Genomic DNA, 23,029 nt, shown 5'->3' with positions numbered 1-23,029 from the left:
GAGGAGACACGACATGCACCCGAACTCCCCGAGGGGACGGCGGATCGGCCACCTGGAGGGCGACGCGGCGACCATCGTCCGTCGCGGCACCGAGATCGAGCGGCTCGGCGAGGACATGATCGACAGCGCGGCGACGCTGCGCGCGATCGCCGACGGGGCATCGGGACAGCGCGGCCTCGCCGTCGAGAAGCTGCAGGACGTCGTGGGCGACGTGCACGAGGAGCTGAAGCGCGCCGGCGAGATGTACCGCCCGACCGGACCGGTCGTGCGCGCCTATGGCGAGGCGCTCGCCGAGGTCAAGCCGCGCCTCGACCGCCGGGCCCACGCGGCCGAGGAGGCGTGGGGCGACTTCGCGCGCACGCCGGGGTTCCTCCAGGTCGAACGGCCGGCCTGGAACGCCCCCGAGGCCGACAGCCCCGAGGCCGAGGCGCAGGCCGACGCCGATCGAGCCAAGCAGGCGGCGTACGACGCGTGGCTCGAGGAGGCGAACGCGTTCGACGCCGAGTACGACACCTGGGAGGCGGCGTTCGAACGCGCCGCCTCGAACGTCGGCGAGGTGCTCGACGGCTCGATCGAAGACGGGTTCTGGGACAAGGTCGACGGCTTCGTCGCCGGCACCCTCGAGGTCCTCAAGTGGGTGGGCCTCGCGCTCGCCATCGCGGCGATCATCGTCGGCGGCCCGCTCATCGCCGCGCTCTCGGCGATCGTGGCGATCGCCACGCTGGCGCTGACGATCTACCAGAAGGCGCGCGGCGACACCGGGTGGAAGGAGGTGATCCTCGCGACGATCGGCGTCATCCCGTTCGGGAGCCTCGGCAAGATGGGCACCGCGAAGTTCGCCGACGACGCGCTCGGCGGCCTGCTCACGGGCGCGGGCCGCAGCGCCATCGGCACCGAGATCTCGACGATCTTCGGGTCGGGGAGCTCGGCGTTCCGCTTCACGGGATCGGGGGTCGAGGGCATCCGCAACGGCTTCGCCCACTTCGCCCGCAACCACGGCACCGACGGGCGGCTCGTCGATTCGATCGCACGGTTCTTCACCGGCAAGGCCGCCGGTTCGCTCTCGACGGCGCGGCCTGCCGACATCGTGATCGGCACCTGGTGGACGCAGCTCGGGCGCGTGAACACCGGCCTGTCCTACGGCACCGGCCAGGGGCTCTACAGCCGCCTGTACGACGGCATCGTCGGCACGGATCGGTAGGCTCGCGTGGTGGACCAGAGCCTGCGCGCCGCACTCGGCGCCGACCGCGATCCCGAGTTCGCGATGATGCTGCCCGAGGGCTGGATCCGGCTCGACGCCGACGATGCCGCGCGCGACGAGCTGCTCGAGCGCGTGCGCGCCCGGCTCATGGCGGCGCACCGTCCCGACCTGTGGGCCGCGGCGCGCGCCTCCGTCACCGAGGCCTTCGCCGCGCTGCAGCAGAGCCGCGGAGTGGCCGTCATGCTGCAGGTCGACGGCGGCGACGGCATCCCGTTCATCCCGGCCTCCGTCACGGCCGCGATGCAGTCGGCGCCCGACGGCGGCTCGCTCGACGACCTCGTCACCGCACTCATCACGCGCGGGGCCACGCCGCTCGGCGGCGACACGCGGTTCATCCGCGAGGAATCGCGTGAGACGCGCACCGAGGGCGGCGTCCGGTTGGGCGTGACGACCGTCCGGTACCTGACGCCCGTGCCGGGAACCGGCCGACGACGCGCCCTCCTCCTCACGGCCGTGATGCCGCACGAGCCCGACACACCAGAGGACGACCCGCTGCTCTCGGCGACGCGCTTCGCCGTCGACGCCCACGTGTCGACGCTGCGCTGGCTGCCCCGGCCCGCGCCGGCGGCCGCGGAGACGTCGTGAGCTCCGAGCGCGACGAGCTCGTCGTCGAGGTCGACGAGGCGCGGTGGACGGCGCTGCCCCGGTGCCGCACGGCCGACGAGCGCCGAGCCTGGGTCGCCGCGGCCGACGCGCGGCTCACGACCGCGACCGGCCATTGGCCCGCCGACGTGATCGAGCTCGTGCCCGCCGTCGTCGGCCGCGCGCTCGAGCTGCGCGGCGATGACGGCGTCGTGCTGCAGTTCTGGCCCGCCACGATCCCGGCGGCGGTGCTCGTCCGGATCGCCGTACTCCCGTCGCCGGGCCTCGCGGCCATCGCAGACGAACTCCGCGCCGCTCCGACGTCGCACGTCGAGCGGTTCGACGGGGCGCGGCTGGGTCCGGGCGTCGAGTGGGTCCAGTCCGACGTCCTCCCGGGCGCCGACGACGAATCGCTCATCGGAACGCAGTACTGCTTCGCCGACGATGACGACCTCGTGCTCGTGACGCTCGAGCCGACGCTTCCGACGGTGTTCGCACACGTCGTCGACGAGGTGCGCGCCATGATGCGCGGCATCGCGCGTGTCCGCGACGACGGCGACTGGCACGCGCGTCCGCTTCCGGGCGACGTCGGCGTGCGCGCCGATCTCGAGCGATGGCCGGCCGCCGGGGCGGCATGACCCACACATCGAGGTCGCTCGCGCCGAGCGCGTCCGAGTGGGTGCGCTCGCTGCCGCGCGGCGGTCGCATCGACTGGGACGAGCTTGAGTCGCACGTGCTCCGCGATCATCCGGCCGTGCTTCGGCTGCTGGGCCCCGCGGCCGCCGAGGTGCGCACGTCCACGCGCGGATTCCGGATCGCCCTGTGGGCCGGGATCGTGACGGCCACGCTGGTCGCCTTCCCCGTCGTGTGGGCGCCCGTCTGGGGCCTCGCCACGCTCTCCACCAGCAGCGTGACCTTCGACGAGGTCGACGGCCGCATCGCCGTCCCCGTCGCGGGCGCGTCGCTCGTCATCGCCGCGATCGTGCAGCTCGTGCTGCTCGTGAGCGCCTCGCTCGGGCGCCCCGACTCGGCCGGCATCGGCGGCGCGACGGCGCTCCTCGCCGTGCTGACGGGGATCGCGATCGCGCTCATCGGTTCGCGCCAGGACGTGCCGGGATGGCTTGCATGGTGCGCCCTCGCGGTCGTGGTCGTCGCGCTCGGCGTCGCGAACGCGATCGGCGCCCGCGTCGTGCGCCCGCGCCCCGTCCGGCCGTCGCACGGACGTCCGCGTCCGGAACCGACGCCTGGCGAGCGGATCGACGACGAACGCTGCCTCGCCGAGGCGATCGCGGCGATCCCGGCCGACGAGCAGGCGCGCCTGCTCGATGATCGCCGCCGGGCGGTCGAACGTCTCCGACTGCAGGGCACCGTCTCCGCCGACGAGGCCGCGCGCGCGGTCCGCGCACCCCTCGGCCGGCTCGGCGCCTCGGTCTGATCGGCCGGCGGTGGGCATGACGACGCCCCCGCCGTTCGGGTTGCCGGCGGGGGCGTCGGGATGTCGCGCGACGATGCAGCTCGTGTCACGGCCGCGTCGCGGCATCCGCTCGGGGTGGCTCAGACGCCCCACTCGGGGCGGACGGTGTCGGGTCGTCCGGGCACGAGGCTCACCTGGAGCTCTGAGCCCGGCGCCACGCGCGCGAGGTGCAGCGGTGCGACCTGCTCGGTGCGGCTCGCCGGCATCGGGATGCCGCCGCCCGGCATCGTCACGATGAGGTCGAGCTCGACGACGGCGTTCATGCCCAGCATCATCGGCAGCTGGCGCGCGTCGGTCACGGTCGCGGTGGCGCGCACGCGTGCCGCGTCGAGGGCGGGGTCGTGCGCGACGACGCTCGCGGCCATGACGCGGCGCGCCTGCTCCATCGACTGCTGCGCGGCGGCGAGCGTCGCCCCGACGTCCATGCGGCGGTAGGAGGCGTTCGCGTGTCGGGTGAGGGTCGTGAGATCGGACAGGAACGGCATCTCACACCACCGCGTAGATCTCGTTGAAGCGACGGCCGACACCGCGGTCGACGCGGATCCGCTCGCCCCATCCGACTTGCGCGGTGGCCCACGACTCGGGGTCGATGCCGAACATCCCCGCGACGACGGGCAGCTTCGTCTCGTCGTAGCCGAAGGCCGCGATGCCCTTCACGATGCGGGCGTACCGGTCGAGGTCGACGCCCTCGATGGGCTCGAGCGCTCCGGGGGCCGGCTGGGCGGTCATGGCCTGCACGGCCATGACGTCCATCTGCTGGCGATAGGCCTCGGACTGCGCCGCGAGGGCGTTGGCCTGGTCGATGAGGCCCGGGGCCGCCTGGACCATCTTGGCCATGTCGCCGAACTGCTTGAACATGTCTTCCTGCTCCTCGTGGATGTCTGTCGGATCGCGGGCCGTCCGGCTCCGCGGGGCAGGCTGTGCTGCCGGTGACCAGCATCCGGCGGTCGACGGCGGCGGGTCATGGGCAGGCGATGCTCCATTCGGCGCCGCCGATTGCTCAGCATCGCCCGCGCGTTGCTCAGGCGGTGCCGTCCGTTGCTCAGGCCCCTCCGGCGGCGTGCCCGGTTTCCCCCGTTCGGGGGCGATCGAGCGCCTGCCGCGGCGGAGCCGTGGCCCGTACAGTGAGACTCGTCCGGCTCCGCCGGAGACCCGAAAGGCCGTGATGGTGGCGTTGGTACCCGGGGGGCCGGCCGACGTGCCCCTCGCGCTCGACGAGAGTTGGCCGCTCGTCGGACGCGACGCGGCGATCGAGCGCGCCCTCGCGGGGCTGACCGGCTCGGCTCGCTCGGCGTTCGCCTACGGGCCGTCGGGCATCGGCAAGAGCCGCGTGGTGCACGCGGTGGCCGAGCACCTCGCCGACCGCGGATGGCTCGTGCTGACCGCGAGCGGAAACCCGGCGTTGAGCGCGGTGCCGTTGGGCGCGCTGGCTCCCGTGCTCGCGCGCGAGCCCGCGTCGATGGTCTCGGCGGCCGGCGATCCGGTCGCCCTCTACGCCGCGGCGGACGCCGCCGTGCAGCGCATCGCGGACGGCCGCGACGTGCTGCTGGTGTTCGACGACGTGTCGGCCGCGGACTCGGTCTCGGTGACGCTCATCGCGCAGCTCGTGCAGGCCGGCCGCATCCGCCTCGCGGCGACGGTGCGCGAGTCCGATCCTGTGCCCGACGGCCTGCAGCAGGTCGCGGCATCCGCCGACGCGGTGCGACTGGATCTCGGACCGCTCGCCGTGGACGAGGTCGCCGAGCTCCTCACGCGCGTGCTCGGCGGCGCCATCGCGCACCGCGATGCCGTGGAGCTGCATCGGGCGGCGCACGGCAACCCGCTCTTCCTCCGCGAGCTCGCGATCGGCGCGGCCGAGGCCGGCTCGCTCGTGGCCGTCGACGGGTTGTGGCAACTCGTGGGCGAACCCGTCGGCACGCCCGCGCTCCGCGACCTGATCCGCGCCAGGCTCCGCGTGCTCGGGGACGACGAGCGCGATGCCGTGGAGCGGCTGGCGCTGTGCGAGCCGCTCGCGGTCGACGAGTTCGCCAAGCCCGGCGCGGCCGAGGCACTCGCGGCGCTCGAGATGCGCGGCCTCGTCCGCGTCGACGAGTCGACGCCGCGCGTCCGCGTCGCCCTCGCGCATCCGCACTACGCCGCGGCGGTGCGCGACCAGATCCCCCGGATCCGCGCGATGTCCCTGCTGCTCGAGCAGGCCGACCTGGTCTCGTCGCGGCAGATGGGCCCGAGCGACGAACTGCGCGCCGCCGTCTGGCGGCTCGACGCGGGCCACCCGTCCGATCCTGCACTGCTCGCCCGCTCGGCGGCGCTGGCCCAGCTGGCCCACGACCGCCGGACGGCCGAGCGCCTGGCCGCCGCCGCCGTCGAGGCGGGTGCCGACGACGCGGCCACCCTGCTGCTGCACGGCGAGATCCTGTGGTCCCTCGGACGCGGACCGGAGGCCCTCGCGGCGCTCGTGCGCGCCGACGAGCGTGCGCGAGGCGACGGCGCTCCCGACGGGCTCGTCGCGTCGATCGGCCGGGCCCGTGCGGACGTGCTCGGCGGCGACCCGCTCGGCACGCCCCGGGGGCTCGAGCTGCTCGAGGAGCTCGAGGCGGCCCTGCCGAGCCAGGCCGTCGCGATCGGGCTGAGCAAGTCCGTGCTCCTGACGAACCTCGAGTACGGGCGGCAGGCGCTCGCGACGGTCGAGGCCTGCGCGCGCACGGCGGGCGACAGCGCGTTCGAACGGTCGATCGTGGACCTGTCGTCGGCCATGCCGCTCTCGCTCACCGGCCGCGCCGAGGAGGCGATGGCGGCCGCTGAGCGCGCGGTGCGGTACGCCCGCGAGCCGGGTTCGGCGATCCCGCCGAGGCGGGCCGAGATCGTGCTCGCCGACGTGCTCATCGCCGCAGACCGGCTGGACCAGGCCCGCACGACCGTCGTCGAGTCGCTGCACGACGCGATCCGCACCGACGACGAGCTGACCGCTCGGATCGACGAGTTCATGATGGGCCGCATCTCCTGGCAGGCGGGTCGGCTGGACACGGCCGCGCGCTGGTTCCGCGACACGGTCGGCGGCGCCGAGCTCCACGGCCCCAAGTCGCTGCGGGAGTTCGCACTCTGCTTCCTCGCGATCGTCGCCGCCGAGCAGGGCGACCCCGCGACGGCACGCGAGCTCCGCGGGCGCGTGATCGAGGGCCTCGAGCGCGACAGCTCCGTCACCGCGCTGGCCGACTCCTGGATCGACGCGGCCGAAGGCGGCGCGGAGGCGGCCGCGGAGCGGGTGCTCGCGCGGGTCGACGAGGTCGTCCCGCGCGGCTCGACCACGATCGCGTCGGCGCTGCTCCATCACGTCGTGCGATTCGGCTCGCGCACCCACGCCGCGCTGGCGGCCGACCGGCTGGCATCGCTCCGCGAGGAGACCGACGCACCCGCCATCGCACGACGCCACGCCCACGCCCGCGCCGAGGCCGACGGCGACGCGCTCGCGCTGCGCGCGGTCGCGGCGGAGTGGGAGCGGGTCGGCAGCCTGCTGTACGCGGCCGAGGCGCTCGCATCCGCCGGGCAGGCGGCGCGCGTCGCGGGCCAGGGCCGGGCGGCCACGGCCGACCTGCAGCAGGCGGCGACGCTCGCCGCCGCGTGCGAGGGCGCGCGCACGCCGCTGCTGCGCTTCTCGGACGGCGCCGAGCCGCTCACGCCGCGCGAGCGCGAGATCGCCTCGCTCGCGGCGCAGGGACTCAGCTCGAACGAGATCGCGGCGCGGCTCTACCTGTCGCCGCGCACGGTGAACAACCACCTGCAGTCCACGTACGCCAAGCTCGGCATCCGGGGCCGGCACGAGCTCCGCACCTGACGCGGCCACCGAGTTTCGAGCGCGGGTGCTTCGGCTCAGGCGGTGACGACCTCGGCCCGGGCGCCCTCGAGTCGCTCGGCCACGCGCGTGACGGCCTCCTGCCGGACGCCGAGGTCGGCCAGGCTCGTGCACAGCGTCTGGACCAGGCGGTCGAACGCGGCATCCGTGATCTCGAGCCCGCCGTGCGCCTCGGAGAGGGAACGGCCCGAGAACAGCTGCGGACCGCCGAACGCCGCGGCGAGGAACGCACGCTGGTGCGCCTTGAGCCGTTCGAGGTCGATGCCCTCGAACCACGCGCCGAGCTCGTCGTCGGCGGTCACGCGCCCGTAGAACACGGCCACGGCCGTGCGCACGCCGTCAGGTCCGCCGACCTCGTCGTAGAGCTCGGTCATCTCGCCTCCTCGTCTCATCGGGTCCAGCATCGCGGATGGCGCACCCCGGCGCCTGAGCATCCATTGCTCATTCCCGTCTGGCCGCACCCGGGCACGCGTGGGACCATTCGAGCATGGCGCCCCGCATCGAGTTCGAGGCCGACGTGTTCTCGTCGACCGGGCTCACGCTGCTCGTCGACGGCGCCGCCCAGTCGCACGTCGACGCGCACGATCCGACCCGGTTGTTCTTCGAGTACGTGCGGCGCATCGGGCACGTGCTCGACGCCGTGGCCGACCCCGGCGCACCGCTGCGGGTGCTGCACCTCGGCGGCGGCGCGATGACGCTCGCGCGGTACGTCGAGGCGACCCGGCCCGACTCGACGCAGGTGGTCGTCGACGCCGACGCGCGACTCGTCGCGATCGTCCGGGAACGGCTGCCGCTTCCGCCGGACGCGCGCATCGCGGTCATGGTGGCCGACGCGCGCGACGCGCTCGCGCGACTGCCCGACGACGAGCCGTTCGACGTCGTCGTGGTCGACCTGTACACGCGACTCGACTCGCCGGCATTCGTCGACGAGCCCGCGTTCATGCGCGCGTGCCTCGACCGACTCGACGCGACGGGGCTGCTCGTGGTCAACGTCGCCGACGCGGCCGGTGGACCGCGGCTGGCCGCGCAGGCGCGGGCGATCGCGCGCGCCGAACCCGCTGCCGGGCTCGTCGTCGCCGGTCCGCCGAGCGTGCTGGCGGGCGCCGAGGAGGGCAACGCGGTGATCGTGGCGGGGCCCGCGATCCCGCCGCGCGTGCTCGAGCGGCTACGCGACGCGGGCCCGTTCCCGGTCGAGGTGCTCGAGGGCGCGCGGCTCGACGTCGTGCTGTGGGGCTCGTGTTGAGCGACCGGCGGTAGCGTGGCATCCGTGCCCACCCCGGAACGCCGGCTCGCCGTGAGCGGCCACCTCGCCCGCCTGGAGGAGTCGCGCACGCGCCCGGGCGCATGGACGCTCTACGTCGACGGCACGCCGCAGTCGCACGTCGACGTCGAGGACCCGACGTGGCTCGGCTTCGAGTACGTGCGCCGCATCGGGCATGCGATCGACCTCGTACGACCCGAGGGCGAGCCCATCACCGCGCTCCACCTCGGCGGCGGCGCCCTGACGCTGCCGCGGTACGTGGTCGCCACGCGCCCGGGTTCGCGCCAGCAGGTGGTCGAACTCGAGTCCGACCTCGTCGAGCTGGTGCGCGAGCACCTGCCGCTGCCGCGCGGGGCCCAGCTGCGCGTGCGGCACGGCGACGCGCGAGAGGTGCTCGCGAAGCTGCCCGGCGGCCTGCACGGCGCGGTCGACGTCGCGGTCGTCGACATCTTCTCGGGGTCGCGCACGCCGGCGCACGTCACCAGTGCCGAGTTCTACCGGCTCCTCGCGCCGCTGCTCGCACCCGGCGGCATCGTCGCCGTCAACGTCGCCGACGGGTCGGGCCTCGCCTTCGCGCGCTCGCAGGCCGCGACACTCGCGCACGCCTTCGCCCACGTCGCGATCGCGGCCGACACCGCGATGCTCAAGGGCCGCCGGTTCGGCAACGTCGTGATGTACGCCTCCGACGCCGAGCTGCCGTTCGCGTCCATGCCCCGCCGACTCGCGAGCGACCCCGCCCCGGCCAAGCTGGTCGACGGCGACGAGCTCGTGCGGTTCATCGCGGGTGCTCCGGTCGTGACGGATGCCACGGCCGTGCCCTCGCCGCCGCCCTCGCGTTCGGTGTTCCTCGCCAAGGGCTGACCGTCGGCCCGCCGACGGTCAGCGCGCGTGCCGGAAGCGCACGGCCTGCCCCGGTCGCACCTGCGCGACGGCGTCGAGCGAGGCCGGGTCGACGATCGCGACCACCGGATAGCCGCCAGTGACGGGCCGGTCGGCGAGCAGGATCGTCGGCACGCCGGCACCCGTGACCTGGATGCCGCCCGCGACCGTCGGCTCGCTCGGCAGCTCCGCGGTGATCCGCCGGTCGAGCGCAGGACCCTCGAGGCGCGCGCCGACCCGGTCGGATGCCGCGGAGAGGCGCCACGTCGTCTCGTACAACGCGGCGAGCGCGGCATCCGTCACCCAGTCGGCGCGCGGGCCGGGGAGCAGCGCCAGCGTCACGGGACCGGTCGGCGGCGGATACGCGGCGTCGTCGTCGAGCAGGGGCACGGATGCCTCGGGCTCGGCGCCGATCGTGAGGACCCGCCCCGGCTGCACGGGTTCGGGTCCGATCCCGGCGAGCGTGTCGCGGCTGCGCGACCCCAGCACGCGCGGCTCGTCGAGACCGCCGCGCACCGCGACCACGTACCGCAGGCCGCGCTCGGCAGGAGCGAGCTCGAGCGCCTCGCCGCCCCGGACGCGGACGGCGCGATACGGGCCCGCGTCGCGCCCGGCCACCAGCACGCGGCCCCACGCGCCCGCGACGGCGACCCACGCGTCCGCATCGGCGACCAGGCGCAGGCCGCCGAGGACGACCTCGAGCCCGGCCGCGCCGTCGGGATTCCCGACCAGGCGGTTCGCGAGCGCGAGCGCGCCGCGGTCGAGCGCACCCGCCTCGCCGACGCCGAGCCGGGCACGGCCGGGGCGGCCGAGGTCCTGCACGAGCACGGGGCCGCCGACCGCCTCGACGACGAGACGGGTCATGCGCCGACCTCCCGGAAGCGGACCGGGCGCCCGGGCACGAGCAGCGCGGGCGGTTCGGCGTGCGGGTCCCAGAGCACGGCGTCCGTGCGGCCGATGAGGCGCCATCCGCCCGGGCTCGCACGGGGATACGCGCCGGAGAAGCCGCCCGCGAGCCCGACCGCACCGGCCGGCACGCTCGTGCGCGGCACCTCGAGGCGCGGCACGTCGAAGGGCCAGTCCTCGGCCACGAGATACCCGAAGCCGGGTGCGAAGCCGATGAACGCGACCCGCCAGGACGTGGCCACGTGCCGCGCGACGAGATGCTCGACCGATACGCCGAGGAGGCGCGCGGTGCCGTCGAGGTCGTCGCCGCGGTAGTCGACCTCGACGACGACCGGCGCGAGGTCGGGCCGAGCTTCGCCGCTCGCTGCCGGAGGGGCGGCCGCCGCCTGCGGGTGCACGGCGCCGCGGACCCAGCTCGCCGCCGACTCGAGCGGAAGTCGCATCGGATCGAGCGCCACGAGGAGCGTGCGCGCCGCCGGCACCAGCTCGACCACGCCGTCGGGCGCCGACACGGCCAGCGCGTCGTGCAGGGCGAGCACGTCGTCGAGGCTCTCGCACTCGACGAGCAGCGCCGAGCGGCCGGACGGCAGCAGGCGGACGTCGCTCATGCGAACGGCCGGACGACATGCCCCGCGGCGTCGAGCGCCGATCGGACCGCTCGCGCGATGTCGACCGAGCCCGGGGTGTCGCCGTGCAGGCAGAGCGAATCGGGAGCGAGCTCGACCCGCGCACCGTCGTCGGCGGCGATGCCGCCCGTCTCGACGAGCTCGAGCGCGCGATCGGCTGCGGCGCCCGGGTCGTGCACGAGGGCGCCCGGTTCGTGGCGGGGCACGAGCGTGCCGTCGGCCAGGTAGCCGCGGTCGATGAACGCCTCGCGCGCGTACCTCAGGCCGGCCACGGCGGCGGCACGCTCGAGCTCGCCGCCGGGTGCCCCCAGCACCACCAGCGCGGGATCGAACCCGGCGAGCGCGTCGGCGACCGCGGTCGCGGCCGCGTGATCGGCTCCGAGGCGATGGTAGAGCGCGCCGTGCGCCTTGACGTAGCGCACCTCGACGCCGGCCGAGCGCGCCGTCGCCGCGAGCGCGCCGACCTGGTAGAGGACCTCGGCGGCCAGCTCGTCGGCCGCGACGGCGAGTGCGCGCCGGCCGAAGCCCGCGCGGTCGCGATAGCCGGGGTGCGCGCCGAGCGCCACGCCGTGCTCGGCCGCGAGCCGCGCGCTGCCGAGCATCGTGAGCGGGTCGCCCGCGTGGAAGCCGCAGGCCACGTTCGCGCTGGTGATGAGGGCGAACATCGCCTCGTCGTCACCCATGCGCCAGGCACCGTACGACTCCCCGAGGTCGGCATTGAGGTCGATCTCGCGCGCCATGCCCCCATTCTCACCCGGGGGTCGCACTCGCGGCCCGGCTCGCGCAGACTGGGACCGGAGGTGGTCGGGTGGCCCACGGGATCGGGCGGGTTGCGGTTCGGGCGGCGCTCCTCGCGAGCGCTGCACTCGTGCTCGCGGCCTGCACCACCGGCCCCGACTCCGGACCGGTCGTCGTGACACCGTCCGAGACCGCGGAATCGACGACGCCCGCCGCCTCCATCCCGCCGGTGCTCGCCCCCGTCGGCGATGCCGAGACGATCGCCGAGGGGCTGGCCGCGCCATGGTCGATCCTGCGACTGCCCGACGGCGGCGTGCTGATCAGCGAGCGCGACGCCGGTCGCATCGTCGAGGTGCTCGACGACGGCTCGCTTCGCGAGGTGGCGGTCGTGCCCGGCGTCGTGTCGGGCGGCGAGGGCGGCCTCATGGGCCTCGCGCACCTTCCCGGCGACGACGAGCAGCCGAGCCGGGTGTTCGCCGCCTACTCGACCGAGTCCGACAATCGCATCGTGCGCATGCCGCTCTCGGGCGAGCCCGGCGCGCTCGAGCTGGGCGAGCCCGAGGTGATCCTCGACGGGCTCCCGCGCGGCGGCCGGCACAACGGCGGCCGGCTCGCATTCGGGCCCGACGGGTACCTGTACGCGGGCGCCGGCGATGCGGGAGCGCAGGATTCGGCGCAGGACCCCGACTCGCTCGGCGGCAAGATCCTCCGGATGACACCCGATGGCGAGCCGGCACCCGGCAACCCCGTCGGCACGCTCGTCTGGTCGCTCGGCCACCGCAACCCGCAGGGTCTGGCGTGGGATGCCGCGGGCGGCATGTGGGCCTCCGAGTTCGGCCAGGACACGTGGGACGAGCTCAACCGCATCGAGCCCGGCGCGAACTACGGCTGGCCCGTGGTCGAGGGGCGGGCCGGCGACGCGCGGTTCGTCGACCCCGCCGTGCAGTGGCCGACCGACGAGGCGAGCCCGAGCGGCATCGCGATCGTCGGCGACACCGTGGTGATCGCCGCGCTGCGGGGCGAGCGGCTGTGGTTCGCCTCCCCCGCCTCCACGTCCCCGACCGACGTGTCGCCCGCGTTCGCCGGCGAGTTCGGACGCTTCCGCGACGTGGTGCCGGGGCCCGACGGCGAGGCGTGGGCGATCACGAACAACACCGACGGCCGCGGCTCGCCCCGCGCGGGTGATGACCGGCTGCTGCGCATCCCGCTCGAGGAGGCCGGCTGAGCGTACCGCGGTCGCGGCAGGGCGACTGGTGCCGTCGGGGTGGGGCGGGGATATCCTCGTCCCATGGCGGAACTCGAACGGGTTCGGATCTGGGCGGAGGCGCTCATCGCCCTGCACCTCGACCCTGCCGCCTGGTCGTTCGGCTTCGACAACGCGAAGAAGCGGGCGGGACTCTGCAACTACACCGAGAAGCGCATCTCGGTGTCGCGGTACCTCGCGGCCCGCTATGACGACGACGAGATCCACCAGATCCTGCTGCACGAGGTCGCGCACGCGATGGCCGGTCCGCGAGCCGGGCACGGTCCGAAGTGGGTCCGCATCGCGGATGAGATCGGCTACGCGGGTCGCCGCACGCATGACGGCGCCGTCGCCGACGAGCTCGCCCCCTGGGTCGGCCGCTGTCCCGCCGGGCACGAGCACTACCGCTACCGCGCACCCATCCGTCCGCTGAGTTGCGGGCTCTGCCGTCGCGGCTTCGACCCGTCGAACCTCATCGTGTGGCGGCGCCGCGAGATCACCGGCGCCATGCGCCGTGCCGCGGCGGCCGCCGCTGCCGACCCCGTGAGGTCCCGGGCGGCGTCACCGCGGGCCCGGAGCCGATAGGTTCGTACGGTGCCCGTCTCGACCGTCTCGATCCCCGTCGGCCAGTGGTTCACCGATGACAGCGGCCGGTGGTGGTTCGACTCCGGCTCGCTGGCCCTCGACTTCGCGTACACCGGGGCCATCCGCGTGACGGTGGCGCCCGAGACCCTGCACGCCCCCGACGACCTGACCGGGTGGATGCGCGAGCGGTTCCCCATGCCGGTCGGCGTCGCCCGGTCCCGCGACCTGTTCGACGCCGTCTCGCTCCGCGACGCGATCGGCCGGCTCGCCCTCGCGGCGGGCCGCGGCGAGGAGCTGCGCGCCGCCGACATCGACCTGGTCAACCTCTACGCGGCGACCCCCGACATCCCGCCGACGCTCGGGGGCGGGTCGCGCCAGGCGGGCCGCTCGGTGCAGACCGTGGGCCAGGCGCTGTCGACCATCGCGCGCGACGCCGTGGATTGCTTCGGCCCGGCCAACGACGGGCGCGTGCGCATCTGCGCCGGCGGGTGCGGCATCGTCTACCTCGACACGTCGCGTGCCGCGAGCCGGCGTTGGTGCTCGATGCAGCGCTGCGGCAACCGGGCCAAGGTGCGCGCCCACCGTGCGCGCAAGTCGGGCAAGGTCGCGCTGACCGCCGCCTGAGGCGACCTCCGGCTCAGCGCGCGCGGATCACCCGCACCGCCGCCGACGCATCGCCGATGGCATCGCGTCGGAGGGCGGCCGGATCCGCTCCGGTCGAGACCGCCTCGCGTCCGGAGACGGAGGCCGTGGCCAGGTGCGCCACCGCGCGGCGCAGGCCCCCGAACGCGGATGCCGCGACCGCCGCCTCGGGCGAGGTGTCGTCGATGCCGAGCGCCATGAGCGCGTCGACGACCGCGCCCGCCGCGAGCACGTCGTCGGCGGCGAAGCCGCCGTCCGCCCGCCCGGCGGCGACGACCGCCACGTACACGCGTCGCCCGAGGCGCTCCTGCTCGGCGAGGATCCATACCGCCGCGGCGTTCGCGTCGTGCAGTGCCGCGGCCACGACGACCGCATCGGGTGCGGCCGAGAGAGCCTCGGCGGGCACGGGATCGACGGCGCCCGGCGACGATGCGGCTCCCGCGACATCCGTCGTGACCTGGTCGGCCCAGACGAGCACGTCGGCGGCCCGCCCGATGCGCGCGACACCGGGGACGCCCAGATCGAACCGCACCTGGTAGCGCGCCTGCGCGGCCGGATCGGCTGCCGGGGTCCACTCGCTCACCGCGTCAGGCTACGCGATCGGACCACCCTTGCGCGCTCATAGGGTGGAGTCATGACTGCGCATGTCGACTCCCGGCCCGTGACGATCATCACCGGCGGCGGCCGCGGCATCGGCGCCGCGATCGCCGAGCGGCTCGCCGCAGACGGGCACGACCTCGTGCTGACCTATCGCGAACGCGCCGACGAGGTCGAGCGGGTGGCCGACGGATGCCGCGCGGCGGGCGCCCGGGTCGAGGTGCTGCAGGTCGACCTCGCCGATCTCGATGCCGCGGCCGAAGTGGTGCCCGAGGCGATCCGGCTTTTCGGCCGCGTGACCGGACTCGTCAACAACGCCGGCATCACCGGGCGCATCGGGCCGTTCCTCGACGCGTCGATCGAGGAGTCCGACCTCGTGTTCCGCATCAACGTGCTCGCTCCCATGGTGCTCTGCCGTGCCGCGATCGCGCACATGTCGACCGAACGCGGCGGTGCGGGCGGGTCGATCGTGAACATCTCCTCCGGCGCGGCCACGCACGGGGCGCCCGACACGTACATCCCGTACGCCGCGAGCAAGGCGGCGGTCAACATCATGAGCGTGGGCCTGGCCCGGGAGTTCGGCCCCGCCGGCGTGCGGGTCAACACGGTGTCGCCCGGCACGACCCGCACCGAGATCCACGCGACCGCCGGTCGGCCGAACGCACCCGACGAGCGCGCGGCGGGCATCCCGATGCGCCGCCCCGGCGAGCCGCACGAGATCGCCGGCGCAGTGGCGTGGCTGCTGTCCGCCGACGCGTCGTACACGACGGGTGCCGACATCCGGGTCTCGGGCGGCAAGTAGCGCCCGCCACCTCTGGTTTCAGGAGCACGGAGGCTGCTCAGGTTCGTGCGTGCGATCCGGTCCTGACCAGCCTCCGCGTTCCTGAAACGAGAGGCTCGCACGCGCGTCAGCGGTGCAGGGCCGCGTAGTGCGCGAGCGCCTCGGCGTCGCTCGCGCGCGCGGCCGCGCGACGGGCGGCATCGAGCGCGGCGACGGGATCGGCCTCGCGCCGCGCGATGCCGAGCTGGCGCTCCGCCTCGGCGAGGCGCGTGCGCGCATCCGCGCCGGCGAACGCGCGCGCCCGTTCCATCGCCGAGTGGGCGACCGCGATCTGGCTCTCCGCGATGGCGATCGCCCCGGGCAGCGCGCCCCGCGCGCCGTCCAGGCGCTGCTCGGCGCGACGCGTCCCGGATCGGGCCACCTCGAGCCGGTCGCGCGCCGCACGCAGGCGGTCGCGTTCCGCGAACGGGTCCCCGGCACGATCCTCGCGTCCGACCAGCAGGGGCGACACGTCGCCGATCGCGACCGACAGGGCGGATGCGGCATCGGGGTCGGTCGCCGCGTCGCGCTCGCGCCGCGCGGCGACGAGGTCGGAATCCAGGGCTGCCGCCTCGGCGGCGGCGTCGGTGGTCGCCTGCGCGAGGTCGAGCTCCACGCGCTCGACCGCGGTCAGTTCGCCCTCGGCGCGATCGAGTGCGTGCGTGGCCCGCTCCAGCAGGTCGGCGACCGGGAGACCGGCTCCGCCGTCGAGGCGCGACGCCGCCTCGTCGAGTGCGGAGTCCACGCGATCGAGGTCGCGGCCGGCGCGGTTCAGCGCACCGTGGGCGCCGGCGAGCGCCGCCGCCGAGAAGCGGGTGCCGAGCCGATCGAGTGCGGCCGCGCCATCCGCTCGCCGCCTGGCGAGACGTTCGGCCCGCTCGCGCAGGGCCGGCGCGTCGGCGGCGGCGCCGCGCTCGGCGGCGCGTCGGCCTGCGAGCCCCGAGCCGGCCTCCGCGAGCAGTCGCTCCACCGAGTCGCACAGCGACGCGATGCGCCAACTCCACGATCGGCGCTCGGCGGCGGTGTGCGGCTCGGCGTCGTCGAGCCGCTGCTGCAGCAGGAACGCCTCGCGCAGCCATCCCCTCGCCCGGTCGACGGTCGACGCGAACTCGCGCGAGGCCTGGGCGCCGAACTGCGCCTCGGCGAACCGGACCTCCTGCTCGGCATCGCGCACGGCCTCGTCGGCGCGCACGAGCCGGGCCTTGGCGCTCGTCTCGAGCGCGCGCGCCGCATCGACGTCCTTGGCCTCGCGCCGCACGCCCAGCCGGCGGAATCCGACCACCCCGGCGACCAGCGCGATCGCCGCGCCGCCGAACACGACGAGCGAGGGCACCCAGAAGAGACCGTCGGGCATGGCGCGAGCCTAGTCCTCCCGCCCGGGACATGTTCTAGGGTCGAGCCATGCGGGTGCTGCTCAAGCTGACCCTCGATTGCGATGCGGATGCCGCGTGGCGTGCCATCCGCAGCCCTGCCGTGCTGCGCGAGGTCGTCGCCCCCTGGCTCGACTTCGAGTCGCTCGAGGCCGACGGGTTCCCCGCGACGTGGCCCGAGGGGCCGCACCGCCTCAGGGCGCTCGCGTTCGGCATCACGCCGCTCGGCGACGAGGTCGTCGATGCGTCGTACCCGGGCGGGTTGCCGCCCGGCGTGCGGATGCTGCGCGACGGCGGCGGTGCGATCACCGGCCCGCTGTCGGCGTTCCGGCACTGGGACCACCGGATGGCGGTCTCGCCCTTGCCCGACGGCCGCACGCTCTACCGCGATCGCCTCATCGCGACCGCCGGCCCGGCGCTCGACGTGGCCCTCTGGTACCCGACGTGGGCGTTCTGGCAGTGGCGCGGGCTGCGCCTCCGCCAGCTCGCACCGACGTGGGCGTACGACCCGCCCGGCACGGCCGACGCCGCTCGGACGGCGCGCGCCGCAGGAGCCGCGGCGTGACCGCGACGCTGGGCGCGCTGCAGCTGCAGGACTGGCGCCGGCGCGTCTTCGGACTCTACGCGGGGGTACGGCACCTCAGCCTGCACGACCCGGCCGAGGGCCACGAACTGTGGAAGTCCGGTCGCGACGAGCTGTTCGCCGGTCACCCGCAGTCGCCGCTCCTGCCCGACGACCGGGCTCGGTTCACGGGCCTCACCGTCTCGCGGTACGACCCCGACTGGCGATTCGAGCTCGAGGTGCATCGCCCCGACGAACCGGCCCGCCTGCTGGTCGACGACTCGAGCGATGGACCGATTCCGTTCTCCCTCGTCGGCACCGTGCGGATCCCGTACCTCGGCACGCTCGACGTCTGGCGCCTGCGGACGTATGGCGGCGGCCTCTTCCTGCCGATCAAGGACTCGCTGGCCGCCCAGCCGGGAGGGACGTACGGCGGAGGGCGGTACGTCCTCGACACCATCAAGGGCGCCGACCTCGGGTCGGGCGCCGACGACGACTCCCTCATCGTCGACTTCAACTTCGCGTACAACCCGTCGTGCGCGTACGACCCGTCGTGGTCGTGCCCGCTGGCGCCCCCGGGCAACACGGTGCGCGACGAGATCCCGGTCGGTGAGCGGATGCCGCGCTGACCCACGTGTGCTCGCCGAGACGCGTACACCGTTCGCCCAGCGCCATCCGCTATGGTTGACCCCGGCGTGCGCGAGATCGCGCCGCCTGCGTCGTAGACACGCTTCCGGGCCGCGAGCCCGACGACTTCATACGGCGAACGGATTCGCCGACCGGCGTCTTCGCCATCTTCCTCCCATCGTCGGGTCTCGAGACGTCGCCGCGCGCCGCCTCGACCTGCGCATGGGTGCCCTCCCGAACGGAACCCTGTGACCGAGATCACCTTCGGCACGCTCGGCGTGCCCGCACCGCTCGTCGCCGCCCTCGCGGCCGACGGCAAGACCACCCCCTTCCCCATCCAGGCCGACACCCTGCCCGACACGCTCGCCGGACGCGACGTGCTCGGTCGCGGCAAGACCGGCTCGGGCAAGACCATCGCCTTCGCGCTGCCCATGGTCGCGCGCCTCGGCACGTCGCTCGCGGGCGGCCGCCGGCGCGCGGGCCGCCCGCTCGGACTCGTGCTCGCGCCGACCCGCGAGCTCGCCACGCAGATCACGGCGACGATCGAGCCGCTCGCGGCCGCGTACGACCTGAAGGTCACGACGATCTACGGCGGCATCAACCAGAAGCGCCAGGTCGAGGCGCTGCGCGCCGGCGTCGACATCGTCGTGGCGACGCCGGGCCGCCTCGAGGACCTCATGCAGCAGGGCTTCGCGCACCTCGACGCGGTCGAGATCACCGTGCTCGACGAGGCCGACCACATGGCCGACCTCGGCTTCCTGCCGGTCGTCACGCGCATCCTCGACAAGACCCCGCGCGGCGGGCAGCGCCTGCTGTTCTCGGCGACGCTCGACAACGGCGTGGACAAGCTCGTGAAGCGCTACCTGCAGGACGAGGTGCTGCACTCGGTCGACGAGGCGCACTCGCCCGTCGCCGCGATGACGCACCGCGTGTTCCTCGTCGACGACACCGACGCCAAGCACGAGCTCGTGAAGACGCTCGCGAGCGGCATGGGCCGCCGCATCCTCTTCATGCGCACGAAGCACCACGCCAAGAAGCTCGCCAAGAAGCTCACCGAGCAGGGCATCCCCGCGGTCGACCTGCACGGCAACCTGTCGCAGCCGCAGCGCGACCGAAACCTCGCCGCGTTCGGCGACGGCTCGGTCAAGGTCATGGTGGCCACGGATGTCGCAGCGCGCGGCGTGCACGTCGACGACGTCGAGCTCGTCATCCACGTCGACCCGCCCATGGAGCACAAGGCGTACCTGCACCGCTCGGGCCGCACCGCACGTGCGGGCAGCGAGGGCGACGTCGTCACGATCGCGATGCCGGGCCAGCTCACCGACCTCAAGACCCTGCTGCGCAAGGCCGAGATCCGCGTGACGCCCGAGCCGGTGTCGCCGGCCTCGCCCGTGGTCACGTCGCTCGTCGGCGATGTCGCCCCGTACGTGAAGCCGGCGCCGCGCGAGGCCAAGCCGGCCCCGGGCGGCGGCCGCTCGCAGGGCGCGAATGCCCAGCGCAAGCGTGCCGCACGCGAGGCGACCGCGGCGGGCGCGGGCGCGGGCCAGGCCTCCGAGCCCGGCCAGGGCCGTCGCAGCCGAGGTCGCGGCCGGGGCCGAAGCGGTCAGTCGGATGTCGCACCCGCGACGCCGCGCCGTGACCGCTCGGGCCGCCCGGCCGAGGCCAAGGCTCACGCGCCCAAGCAGGGCGGCGGGCAGAGCCGGGGGGCGCAGTCCACGGGCGCACAGCGCGGAGCCTCCCCGCGCCAGGGCTCGCAGAAGGCGCCCCTGCGCGTCGGCAGCCTCGTCTCCCCGCAGCGCAACACGCGCACCAACCGGCGCGCGCAGGGCTGACGCCCGCGACGAGCCGCAGACACGACGGCCCCGCACCCTTCCCGGTGCGGGGCCGTCTCCATCCCCGGTCAGTACGCGAAGTCGGGACGCAGGTTCCACGCCGTCGCGGTCTCCAGCCGGGCGAGCAGCGTGAGCGCCGTGAGCCGCGCATGCTCGTCGCCGACGGCGCTGTAGACGTCGATCGCGAGCGGCGGCGGCTCGCCCTCGGTCGGCAGTTCGACCTCGACCCACGCGTCCTCGGCGATCGGCACGCGAGGCGCGAGCGTGCGGGCCCCCTCCACGACGGAGTCGACGGCGAGCGCGATGATCGCGAGCGCCTCGGGCTTCGTCGCGGCGCTGCGCAGGATGAGCCTCGCCCAGTGCTCCTCGGGTTGCGCGAGGGGGCGTGCGAGCCGCCGACGGTGCCCCATGGTGCCGGAAGGCTACGCCCGCCGGCTGGACGATCGCCGATTTCACCCGTGAGGGCGGCGCGGGTTAGCCTGACCCCATGAGCACCGAGGTCGTTGCCGATGTCGTCATCCGTCCCGTCCGCGATTCCGACGCGGAGGCGCTCGGCCGCGTGCACGCCCAGTGCTGGCACGAGGACTACGACAGCCTCGTGAGCGCTGCGACGCTCGAGAATCTCTCCCCCCGCCGCATGGCCGAGCTGTGGACGCACTGGATGAGCCAGGGCGACGACTTCACGCACGTCGCCGCACTCATCGACGGCGAGATCGTCGGCTTCGCCGGCGCGGGTCCCGCGCGCGACGAGGATGCACCCCGGGCGCGCGAGCTGTTCTTCATCCACATGCTCGACGCGCACCACGGCAAGGGCATCGGCCAGAAGCTGTTCGACGCCGCGGTGGGCGACGCGTCGGTGTACCTCTGGGTCCCGTCGACGAACGAACGCGCCGTGCAGTTCTACGTGCGCAACGGCTTCGTGGCCGACGGCGAGTCGCACGACGAGCCCTTCCTCGGCGAGACCATCCACGAGATCCGGATGGTTCGCTGACCGCACCCCGGCGGCGACCCGCGCCCGAGGGCTTTTAGGTGAGCGCGCCGACGGCGGCGAGCGCGCGGCGCAGCAGCACGCCGCGTCCGCCCTCCATCTCGGCCGAGAGCGCGTCGCTCGCGGCCTCCGCGGGCGTCATCCACGTGACCTCGAGCGCATCCTGACGCGGCTCGCACGTGCCCGTCACCGGCACGACGTACGCGAGCGACACCGCGTGCTGCCGATCATCGGTGAACGGCGAGATCCCCGGGAGCGGGAAGTACTCGGCGACGGCGGCGGGCACGGGGCTTGCGGGCAGCAGCGGGAACGCCATGGGCCCGAGGTCCTTCTCGAGGTGCCGGAACAGCGCATCGCGGATGGTCTCGCCGTACATCACGCGGCCCGACACGAGCGTCCGCGACATCTCGCCGACCGCATTGGCTCGCAGGAGCACGCCGACCTCGGTGACCTGCCCGACGCCGTCGACGCGGACGGGGATCGCCTCGACGTAGAGCAGCGGCAGCCGGCCCCGGACCTCGGCGAGCTCGAGGTCGGTCAGCCAGCCGGGGTTCGCGGGCGGCTGCACCACGGGCTCGTCTCCGGGTTCCCAGTCGGGGTGCGGGTCGGGTGTGCGCACGGCCATGCCTCGATTCTGCCGCACGACCGGGCGAGGTACGATGCCCCGATGCGGATCGACGACGAGGCGGTGCTGTGGTCGGCGTCGCGAGCCGACCGCGCGGGGCGGCCCCTGCTCGTACTGCTCCACGGCTACGGGTCGCACGAGGGCGACCTCTTCGGGTTGAGCCCGTACCTGCCGCTGCGGCCGGCGATCGCGTCGTTGCGGGCACCGATCGCCATGGGGTACGGCCATTCGTGGTTCCCGTTGCCCGAGGAACTCGACGACGAGCTGTCGACGGAGGATGCCGAAACGGCCACGACGGCCGTGATCGAGTGGCTCGACCGGGTCGCGCCCGACGCGGCATCCGTCGGCCTGCTCGGCTTCTCGCAGGGCGGGGCCATGGCGATCGAGTTGCTGCGCCGCGCGCCCGAGCGGTTCGCGTTCGCGGTGAGCCTGGCCGGGTTCGCGCTGCCGGGCGAACGCGAGGGTGACAAGCGGATGTCGCAGCTCGCGATCCCCGTGTTCTGGGGCCGCGGCACGGATGACGAGGTCATCCCCGCGGCCGCGATCGTCCAGACGCAGGAATGGCTGCCGTCGCACTCCGACCTCGACCAGCGCGTCTACGAGGGACTCGGGCACTCGGTGTCCGACCGCGAACTGGCGGATGTCTCGGCGTTCCTGCGTGCGCAGTACGCCGCCGCCTGACCCGGGCGATCTCCTCCGGATGCGCCCTGAAGAGGGGGTGCTCGACCTCTTGTCACGGGCCGCACGACGAGCGTTGGATTGAGGAATCCTCATGGCACGGCCGTGCAGCGACGACGTTCGAGGGACCCGGCAACAACCAGGCCGGGGTCGGCTCGACGGAGACGACCGAGACCCAGGGCAACACGACGAACAAGAGCCCCGAGCCGCAGGACCTGCAGGACGAGTGCACGGTGAAGCCGCTGACCAGCCAGGGGGCCCCGAACTCCTGCTGACGGCAACCGCCCTCGATGACGCCCCCCGCGCCCCAGACCCCGGCCGGGGGCGTTCGCGCGCCCCGGCTCAGACGCCGGCGCCGCCGCCCCCTCCGCCGCTCGCGTCGTCGGAACGCCGCGCGGCGCGCTCAGCATCGCGATCGGCGATGCGGCGCTTCTCGGCGCGGACGCCCGCCTGGCGGGCACGCTCCTCGACGAGCCACTCAGGCGGGTCCTCGAGGAGCGCCTTGATCTCGGCGGTCGTCAGCGGATCGACGATCCCCGCGCGCGCGAGCCCCGAGTTGGAGACGCCGAGCTTGCCCGCGATCACCGACTTGGGGTGCGGACCCTCGCGGCGCAGCGTGGAGAGCCATTCCGGCGGGTCGGACTGCAGGGCGGCGAGCTCGTCGCGCGTGACCGGCGAGGACTGGAACTCGTCGGGCGTGGCCTCGAGCAGGATGCCGAGCTTCTTGGCCGCCGTCTCGGGCTTCATCGACTGGGACTGGCGGGGCTTCGCATCGTTCACGCCTCCACGCTAGTCCGCCGATCCGCGATCCGTCCGCGGGCGCGGGCCGCCGTTCATGCCGCGGTTCGTCACGCGAGGTCGACGCCGAGCGCGCCGACGCTAG

The 23,029-nt window shown here is 74.5% G+C and carries 27 protein-coding genes; 16 read left to right on the top strand and 11 right to left on the bottom strand.

The window, feature by feature from the left end:
- The first annotated feature begins 13 nt into the window (after positions 1-13).
- Genes BLT99_RS00845 through BLT99_RS00830 form a run of 4 tightly spaced genes read left to right on the top strand, consistent with a single transcriptional unit; the run spans position 14 to position 3,278 of the window.
- Entirely contained in the window at positions 14-1,201 is a 1,188-nt protein-coding gene (locus BLT99_RS00845; RefSeq protein WP_092668476.1) for a hypothetical protein, read from the top strand.
- Between the two features lie 9 nt (positions 1,202-1,210).
- Positions 1,211-1,846: a hypothetical protein gene (locus BLT99_RS00840; RefSeq protein WP_092668474.1), complete on the top strand. Its 636-nt coding sequence runs from the start codon at positions 1,211-1,213 to the stop codon at positions 1,844-1,846.
- Entirely contained in the window at positions 1,843-2,481 is a 639-nt protein-coding gene (locus BLT99_RS00835; protein ID WP_092668472.1) for a hypothetical protein, read from the top strand. The genes BLT99_RS00840 and BLT99_RS00835 overlap by 4 nt, the downstream gene beginning before the upstream one ends.
- The gene (locus tag BLT99_RS00830) at positions 2,478-3,278 is read left to right on the top strand and encodes a hypothetical protein (protein WP_157674905.1); all 801 of its coding nucleotides are present in this window, start codon (positions 2,478-2,480) and stop codon (positions 3,276-3,278) included. Before BLT99_RS00835 ends, BLT99_RS00830 begins: the two co-directional genes overlap by 4 nt.
- 119 nt (positions 3,279-3,397) lie before the next feature.
- Here the strand turns inward: BLT99_RS00830 and BLT99_RS00825 are convergent, their stop codons facing one another.
- The gene (locus BLT99_RS00825) at positions 3,398-3,802 is read right to left on the bottom strand and encodes a hypothetical protein (RefSeq protein WP_092668468.1); all 405 of its coding nucleotides are present in this window, start codon (positions 3,800-3,802) and stop codon (positions 3,398-3,400) included.
- A gap of 1 nt (position 3,803) precedes the next feature.
- Positions 3,804-4,175: a hypothetical protein gene (locus BLT99_RS00820; RefSeq protein WP_157674904.1), complete on the bottom strand. Its 372-nt coding sequence runs from the start codon at positions 4,173-4,175 to the stop codon at positions 3,804-3,806.
- A 340-nt stretch (positions 4,176-4,515) separates the two neighbouring features.
- Here BLT99_RS00820 and BLT99_RS00815 point away from each other — a divergent pair, with 340 nt between their 5' ends.
- A complete protein-coding gene (locus BLT99_RS00815) occupies positions 4,516-7,149 on the top strand; it encodes a helix-turn-helix transcriptional regulator (RefSeq protein WP_172802946.1) in 2,634 nt (877 codons plus the stop codon).
- A 35-nt stretch (positions 7,150-7,184) separates the two neighbouring features.
- On the opposite strand, the gene BLT99_RS00810 is transcribed toward BLT99_RS00815, so the two are convergent.
- Complete coding sequence (locus BLT99_RS00810; protein WP_157674903.1) at positions 7,185-7,541, bottom strand: group I truncated hemoglobin; 357 nt, start codon at positions 7,539-7,541, stop codon at positions 7,185-7,187.
- A gap of 113 nt (positions 7,542-7,654) precedes the next feature.
- Between BLT99_RS00810 and BLT99_RS00805 the strand changes: the two genes are divergently transcribed.
- Both BLT99_RS00805 and BLT99_RS00800 read left to right on the top strand, forming a co-directional pair.
- Entirely contained in the window at positions 7,655-8,410 is a 756-nt protein-coding gene (locus tag BLT99_RS00805; protein ID WP_092668460.1) for a spermidine synthase, read from the top strand.
- Between the two features lie 15 nt (positions 8,411-8,425).
- On the top strand, positions 8,426-9,289 hold the full coding sequence (locus tag BLT99_RS00800) for a spermidine synthase (RefSeq protein WP_371874260.1): 864 nt from the start codon (positions 8,426-8,428) through the stop codon (positions 9,287-9,289).
- An 18-nt stretch (positions 9,290-9,307) separates the two neighbouring features.
- On the opposite strand, the gene BLT99_RS00795 is transcribed toward BLT99_RS00800, so the two are convergent.
- From BLT99_RS00795 to BLT99_RS00785, 3 genes are read right to left on the bottom strand one after another with little or no spacing between them, the layout of a single operon-like run.
- The gene (locus tag BLT99_RS00795; RefSeq protein WP_092668458.1) at positions 9,308-10,171 is read right to left on the bottom strand and encodes a 5-oxoprolinase subunit C family protein; all 864 of its coding nucleotides are present in this window, start codon (positions 10,169-10,171) and stop codon (positions 9,308-9,310) included.
- Positions 10,168-10,821, bottom strand: a complete 654-nt coding sequence (locus BLT99_RS00790) for a 5-oxoprolinase subunit B family protein (RefSeq protein ID WP_092668456.1) — start codon at positions 10,819-10,821, stop codon at positions 10,168-10,170. Before BLT99_RS00790 ends, BLT99_RS00795 begins: the two co-directional genes overlap by 4 nt.
- Complete coding sequence (locus tag BLT99_RS00785) at positions 10,818-11,579, bottom strand: LamB/YcsF family protein (RefSeq protein ID WP_092668454.1); 762 nt, start codon at positions 11,577-11,579, stop codon at positions 10,818-10,820. Before BLT99_RS00785 ends, BLT99_RS00790 begins: the two co-directional genes overlap by 4 nt.
- A gap of 68 nt (positions 11,580-11,647) precedes the next feature.
- On the opposite strand from BLT99_RS00785, the gene BLT99_RS00780 reads away from it, so the two are divergent.
- The 3 genes from BLT99_RS00780 to BLT99_RS00770 all read left to right on the top strand — a co-directional run bounded on the left by BLT99_RS00780 (position 11,648) and on the right by BLT99_RS00770 (position 14,029).
- Entirely contained in the window at positions 11,648-12,802 is a 1,155-nt protein-coding gene (locus BLT99_RS00780; protein WP_229724798.1) for a PQQ-dependent sugar dehydrogenase, read from the top strand.
- A 63-nt stretch (positions 12,803-12,865) separates the two neighbouring features.
- On the top strand, positions 12,866-13,405 hold the full coding sequence (locus BLT99_RS00775; RefSeq protein ID WP_092668452.1) for a SprT-like domain-containing protein: 540 nt from the start codon (positions 12,866-12,868) through the stop codon (positions 13,403-13,405).
- A 9-nt stretch (positions 13,406-13,414) separates the two neighbouring features.
- Positions 13,415-14,029, top strand: coding sequence for a CGNR zinc finger domain-containing protein (locus BLT99_RS00770; RefSeq protein ID WP_229724799.1), 615 nt, complete (start codon positions 13,415-13,417; stop codon positions 14,027-14,029).
- 13 nt (positions 14,030-14,042) lie between these two features.
- Here the strand turns inward: BLT99_RS00770 and BLT99_RS00765 are convergent, their stop codons facing one another.
- Entirely contained in the window at positions 14,043-14,630 is a 588-nt protein-coding gene (locus BLT99_RS00765; RefSeq protein ID WP_092668450.1) for a hypothetical protein, read from the bottom strand.
- A gap of 51 nt (positions 14,631-14,681) precedes the next feature.
- On the opposite strand from BLT99_RS00765, the gene BLT99_RS00760 reads away from it, so the two are divergent.
- Entirely contained in the window at positions 14,682-15,446 is a 765-nt protein-coding gene (locus BLT99_RS00760; protein ID WP_092668448.1) for an SDR family NAD(P)-dependent oxidoreductase, read from the top strand.
- A 106-nt stretch (positions 15,447-15,552) separates the two neighbouring features.
- On the opposite strand, the gene BLT99_RS00755 is transcribed toward BLT99_RS00760, so the two are convergent.
- On the bottom strand, positions 15,553-16,818 hold the full coding sequence (locus tag BLT99_RS00755; RefSeq protein ID WP_092668446.1) for a hypothetical protein: 1,266 nt from the start codon (positions 16,816-16,818) through the stop codon (positions 15,553-15,555).
- Positions 16,819-16,865: 47 nt separating this feature from the next.
- On the opposite strand from BLT99_RS00755, the gene BLT99_RS00750 reads away from it, so the two are divergent.
- The 3 genes from BLT99_RS00750 to BLT99_RS00740 all read left to right on the top strand — a co-directional run bounded on the left by BLT99_RS00750 (position 16,866) and on the right by BLT99_RS00740 (position 19,855).
- Complete coding sequence (locus tag BLT99_RS00750; RefSeq protein WP_092668444.1) at positions 16,866-17,399, top strand: hypothetical protein; 534 nt, start codon at positions 16,866-16,868, stop codon at positions 17,397-17,399.
- The gene (locus tag BLT99_RS00745; protein ID WP_092668442.1) at positions 17,396-18,025 is read left to right on the top strand and encodes a DUF1684 domain-containing protein; all 630 of its coding nucleotides are present in this window, start codon (positions 17,396-17,398) and stop codon (positions 18,023-18,025) included. Before BLT99_RS00750 ends, BLT99_RS00745 begins: the two co-directional genes overlap by 4 nt.
- A 246-nt stretch (positions 18,026-18,271) precedes the next feature.
- Positions 18,272-19,855 carry a DEAD/DEAH box helicase gene (locus BLT99_RS00740; RefSeq protein ID WP_092668440.1) on the top strand — a complete coding sequence of 528 codons (1,584 nt, stop codon included), beginning with the start codon at positions 18,272-18,274 and terminating at the stop codon, positions 19,853-19,855.
- 68 nt (positions 19,856-19,923) lie between these two features.
- Here BLT99_RS00740 and BLT99_RS00735 read toward each other — a convergent pair whose 3' ends face one another.
- Entirely contained in the window at positions 19,924-20,265 is a 342-nt protein-coding gene (locus BLT99_RS00735; RefSeq protein WP_092668438.1) for a hypothetical protein, read from the bottom strand.
- 77 nt (positions 20,266-20,342) lie between these two features.
- On the opposite strand from BLT99_RS00735, the gene BLT99_RS00730 reads away from it, so the two are divergent.
- A complete protein-coding gene (locus BLT99_RS00730; RefSeq protein ID WP_092668436.1) occupies positions 20,343-20,846 on the top strand; it encodes a GNAT family N-acetyltransferase in 504 nt (167 codons plus the stop codon).
- A gap of 34 nt (positions 20,847-20,880) precedes the next feature.
- Here BLT99_RS00730 and BLT99_RS00725 read toward each other — a convergent pair whose 3' ends face one another.
- Positions 20,881-21,468, bottom strand: a complete 588-nt coding sequence (locus BLT99_RS00725) for an NUDIX hydrolase family protein (RefSeq protein WP_092668434.1) — start codon at positions 21,466-21,468, stop codon at positions 20,881-20,883.
- A 42-nt stretch (positions 21,469-21,510) separates the two neighbouring features.
- Here BLT99_RS00725 and BLT99_RS00720 point away from each other — a divergent pair, with 42 nt between their 5' ends.
- Positions 21,511-22,149 carry an alpha/beta hydrolase gene (locus tag BLT99_RS00720; protein ID WP_092668432.1) on the top strand — a complete coding sequence of 213 codons (639 nt, stop codon included), beginning with the start codon at positions 21,511-21,513 and terminating at the stop codon, positions 22,147-22,149.
- Positions 22,150-22,488: 339 nt separating this feature from the next.
- Here the strand turns inward: BLT99_RS00720 and BLT99_RS00715 are convergent, their stop codons facing one another.
- Complete coding sequence (locus BLT99_RS00715) at positions 22,489-22,893, bottom strand: DUF5997 family protein (RefSeq protein WP_092675369.1); 405 nt, start codon at positions 22,891-22,893, stop codon at positions 22,489-22,491.
- Positions 22,894-23,029 lie beyond the last annotated feature (136 nt).

It is taken from the genome of Agromyces flavus (assembly GCF_900104685.1).
In the GTDB taxonomy this organism is placed as follows: Bacteria; Actinomycetota; Actinomycetes; order Actinomycetales; family Microbacteriaceae; genus Agromyces; species Agromyces flavus.
Note: the sequence above shows the minus strand (reverse complement) of the source record. Positions and strands in the feature narration are given on the sequence as shown.

Bases quoted from the DNA above. Each gene is read 5' to 3' on its own strand.
- BLT99_RS00805 (WP_092668460.1), top strand. From the start codon at position 7,655: ATGGCGCCCCGCATCGAGTTCGAGGCCGACGTGTTCTCGTCGACCGGG.
- BLT99_RS00785 (WP_092668454.1), bottom strand. From the start codon at position 11,579: ATGGCGCGCGAGATCGACCTCAATGCCGACCTCGGGGAGTCGTACGGT.
- BLT99_RS00760 (WP_092668448.1), top strand. From the start codon at position 14,682: ATGACTGCGCATGTCGACTCCCGGCCCGTGACGATCATCACCGGCGGC.
- BLT99_RS00730 (WP_092668436.1), top strand. From the start codon at position 20,343: ATGAGCACCGAGGTCGTTGCCGATGTCGTCATCCGTCCCGTCCGCGAT.
- BLT99_RS00845 (WP_092668476.1), top strand. From the start codon at position 14: ATGCACCCGAACTCCCCGAGGGGACGGCGGATCGGCCACCTGGAGGGC.
- BLT99_RS00830 (WP_157674905.1), top strand. From the start codon at position 2,478: ATGACCCACACATCGAGGTCGCTCGCGCCGAGCGCGTCCGAGTGGGTG.
- BLT99_RS00720 (WP_092668432.1), top strand. From the start codon at position 21,511: ATGCGGATCGACGACGAGGCGGTGCTGTGGTCGGCGTCGCGAGCCGAC.
- BLT99_RS00795 (WP_092668458.1), bottom strand. From the start codon at position 10,171: ATGACCCGTCTCGTCGTCGAGGCGGTCGGCGGCCCCGTGCTCGTGCAG.
- BLT99_RS00755 (WP_092668446.1), bottom strand. From the start codon at position 16,818: ATGCCCGACGGTCTCTTCTGGGTGCCCTCGCTCGTCGTGTTCGGCGGC.
- BLT99_RS00825 (WP_092668468.1), bottom strand. From the start codon at position 3,802: ATGCCGTTCCTGTCCGATCTCACGACCCTCACCCGACACGCGAACGCC.
- BLT99_RS00735 (WP_092668438.1), bottom strand. From the start codon at position 20,265: ATGGGGCACCGTCGGCGGCTCGCACGCCCCCTCGCGCAACCCGAGGAG.
- BLT99_RS00750 (WP_092668444.1), top strand. From the start codon at position 16,866: ATGCGGGTGCTGCTCAAGCTGACCCTCGATTGCGATGCGGATGCCGCG.
- BLT99_RS00820 (WP_157674904.1), bottom strand. From the start codon at position 4,175: ATGTTCAAGCAGTTCGGCGACATGGCCAAGATGGTCCAGGCGGCCCCG.
- BLT99_RS00775 (WP_092668452.1), top strand. From the start codon at position 12,866: ATGGCGGAACTCGAACGGGTTCGGATCTGGGCGGAGGCGCTCATCGCC.
- BLT99_RS00810 (WP_157674903.1), bottom strand. From the start codon at position 7,541: ATGACCGAGCTCTACGACGAGGTCGGCGGACCTGACGGCGTGCGCACG.
- BLT99_RS00790 (WP_092668456.1), bottom strand. From the start codon at position 10,821: ATGAGCGACGTCCGCCTGCTGCCGTCCGGCCGCTCGGCGCTGCTCGTC.
- BLT99_RS00725 (WP_092668434.1), bottom strand. From the start codon at position 21,468: ATGGCCGTGCGCACACCCGACCCGCACCCCGACTGGGAACCCGGAGAC.
- BLT99_RS00715 (WP_092675369.1), bottom strand. From the start codon at position 22,893: ATGAAGCCCGAGACGGCGGCCAAGAAGCTCGGCATCCTGCTCGAGGCC.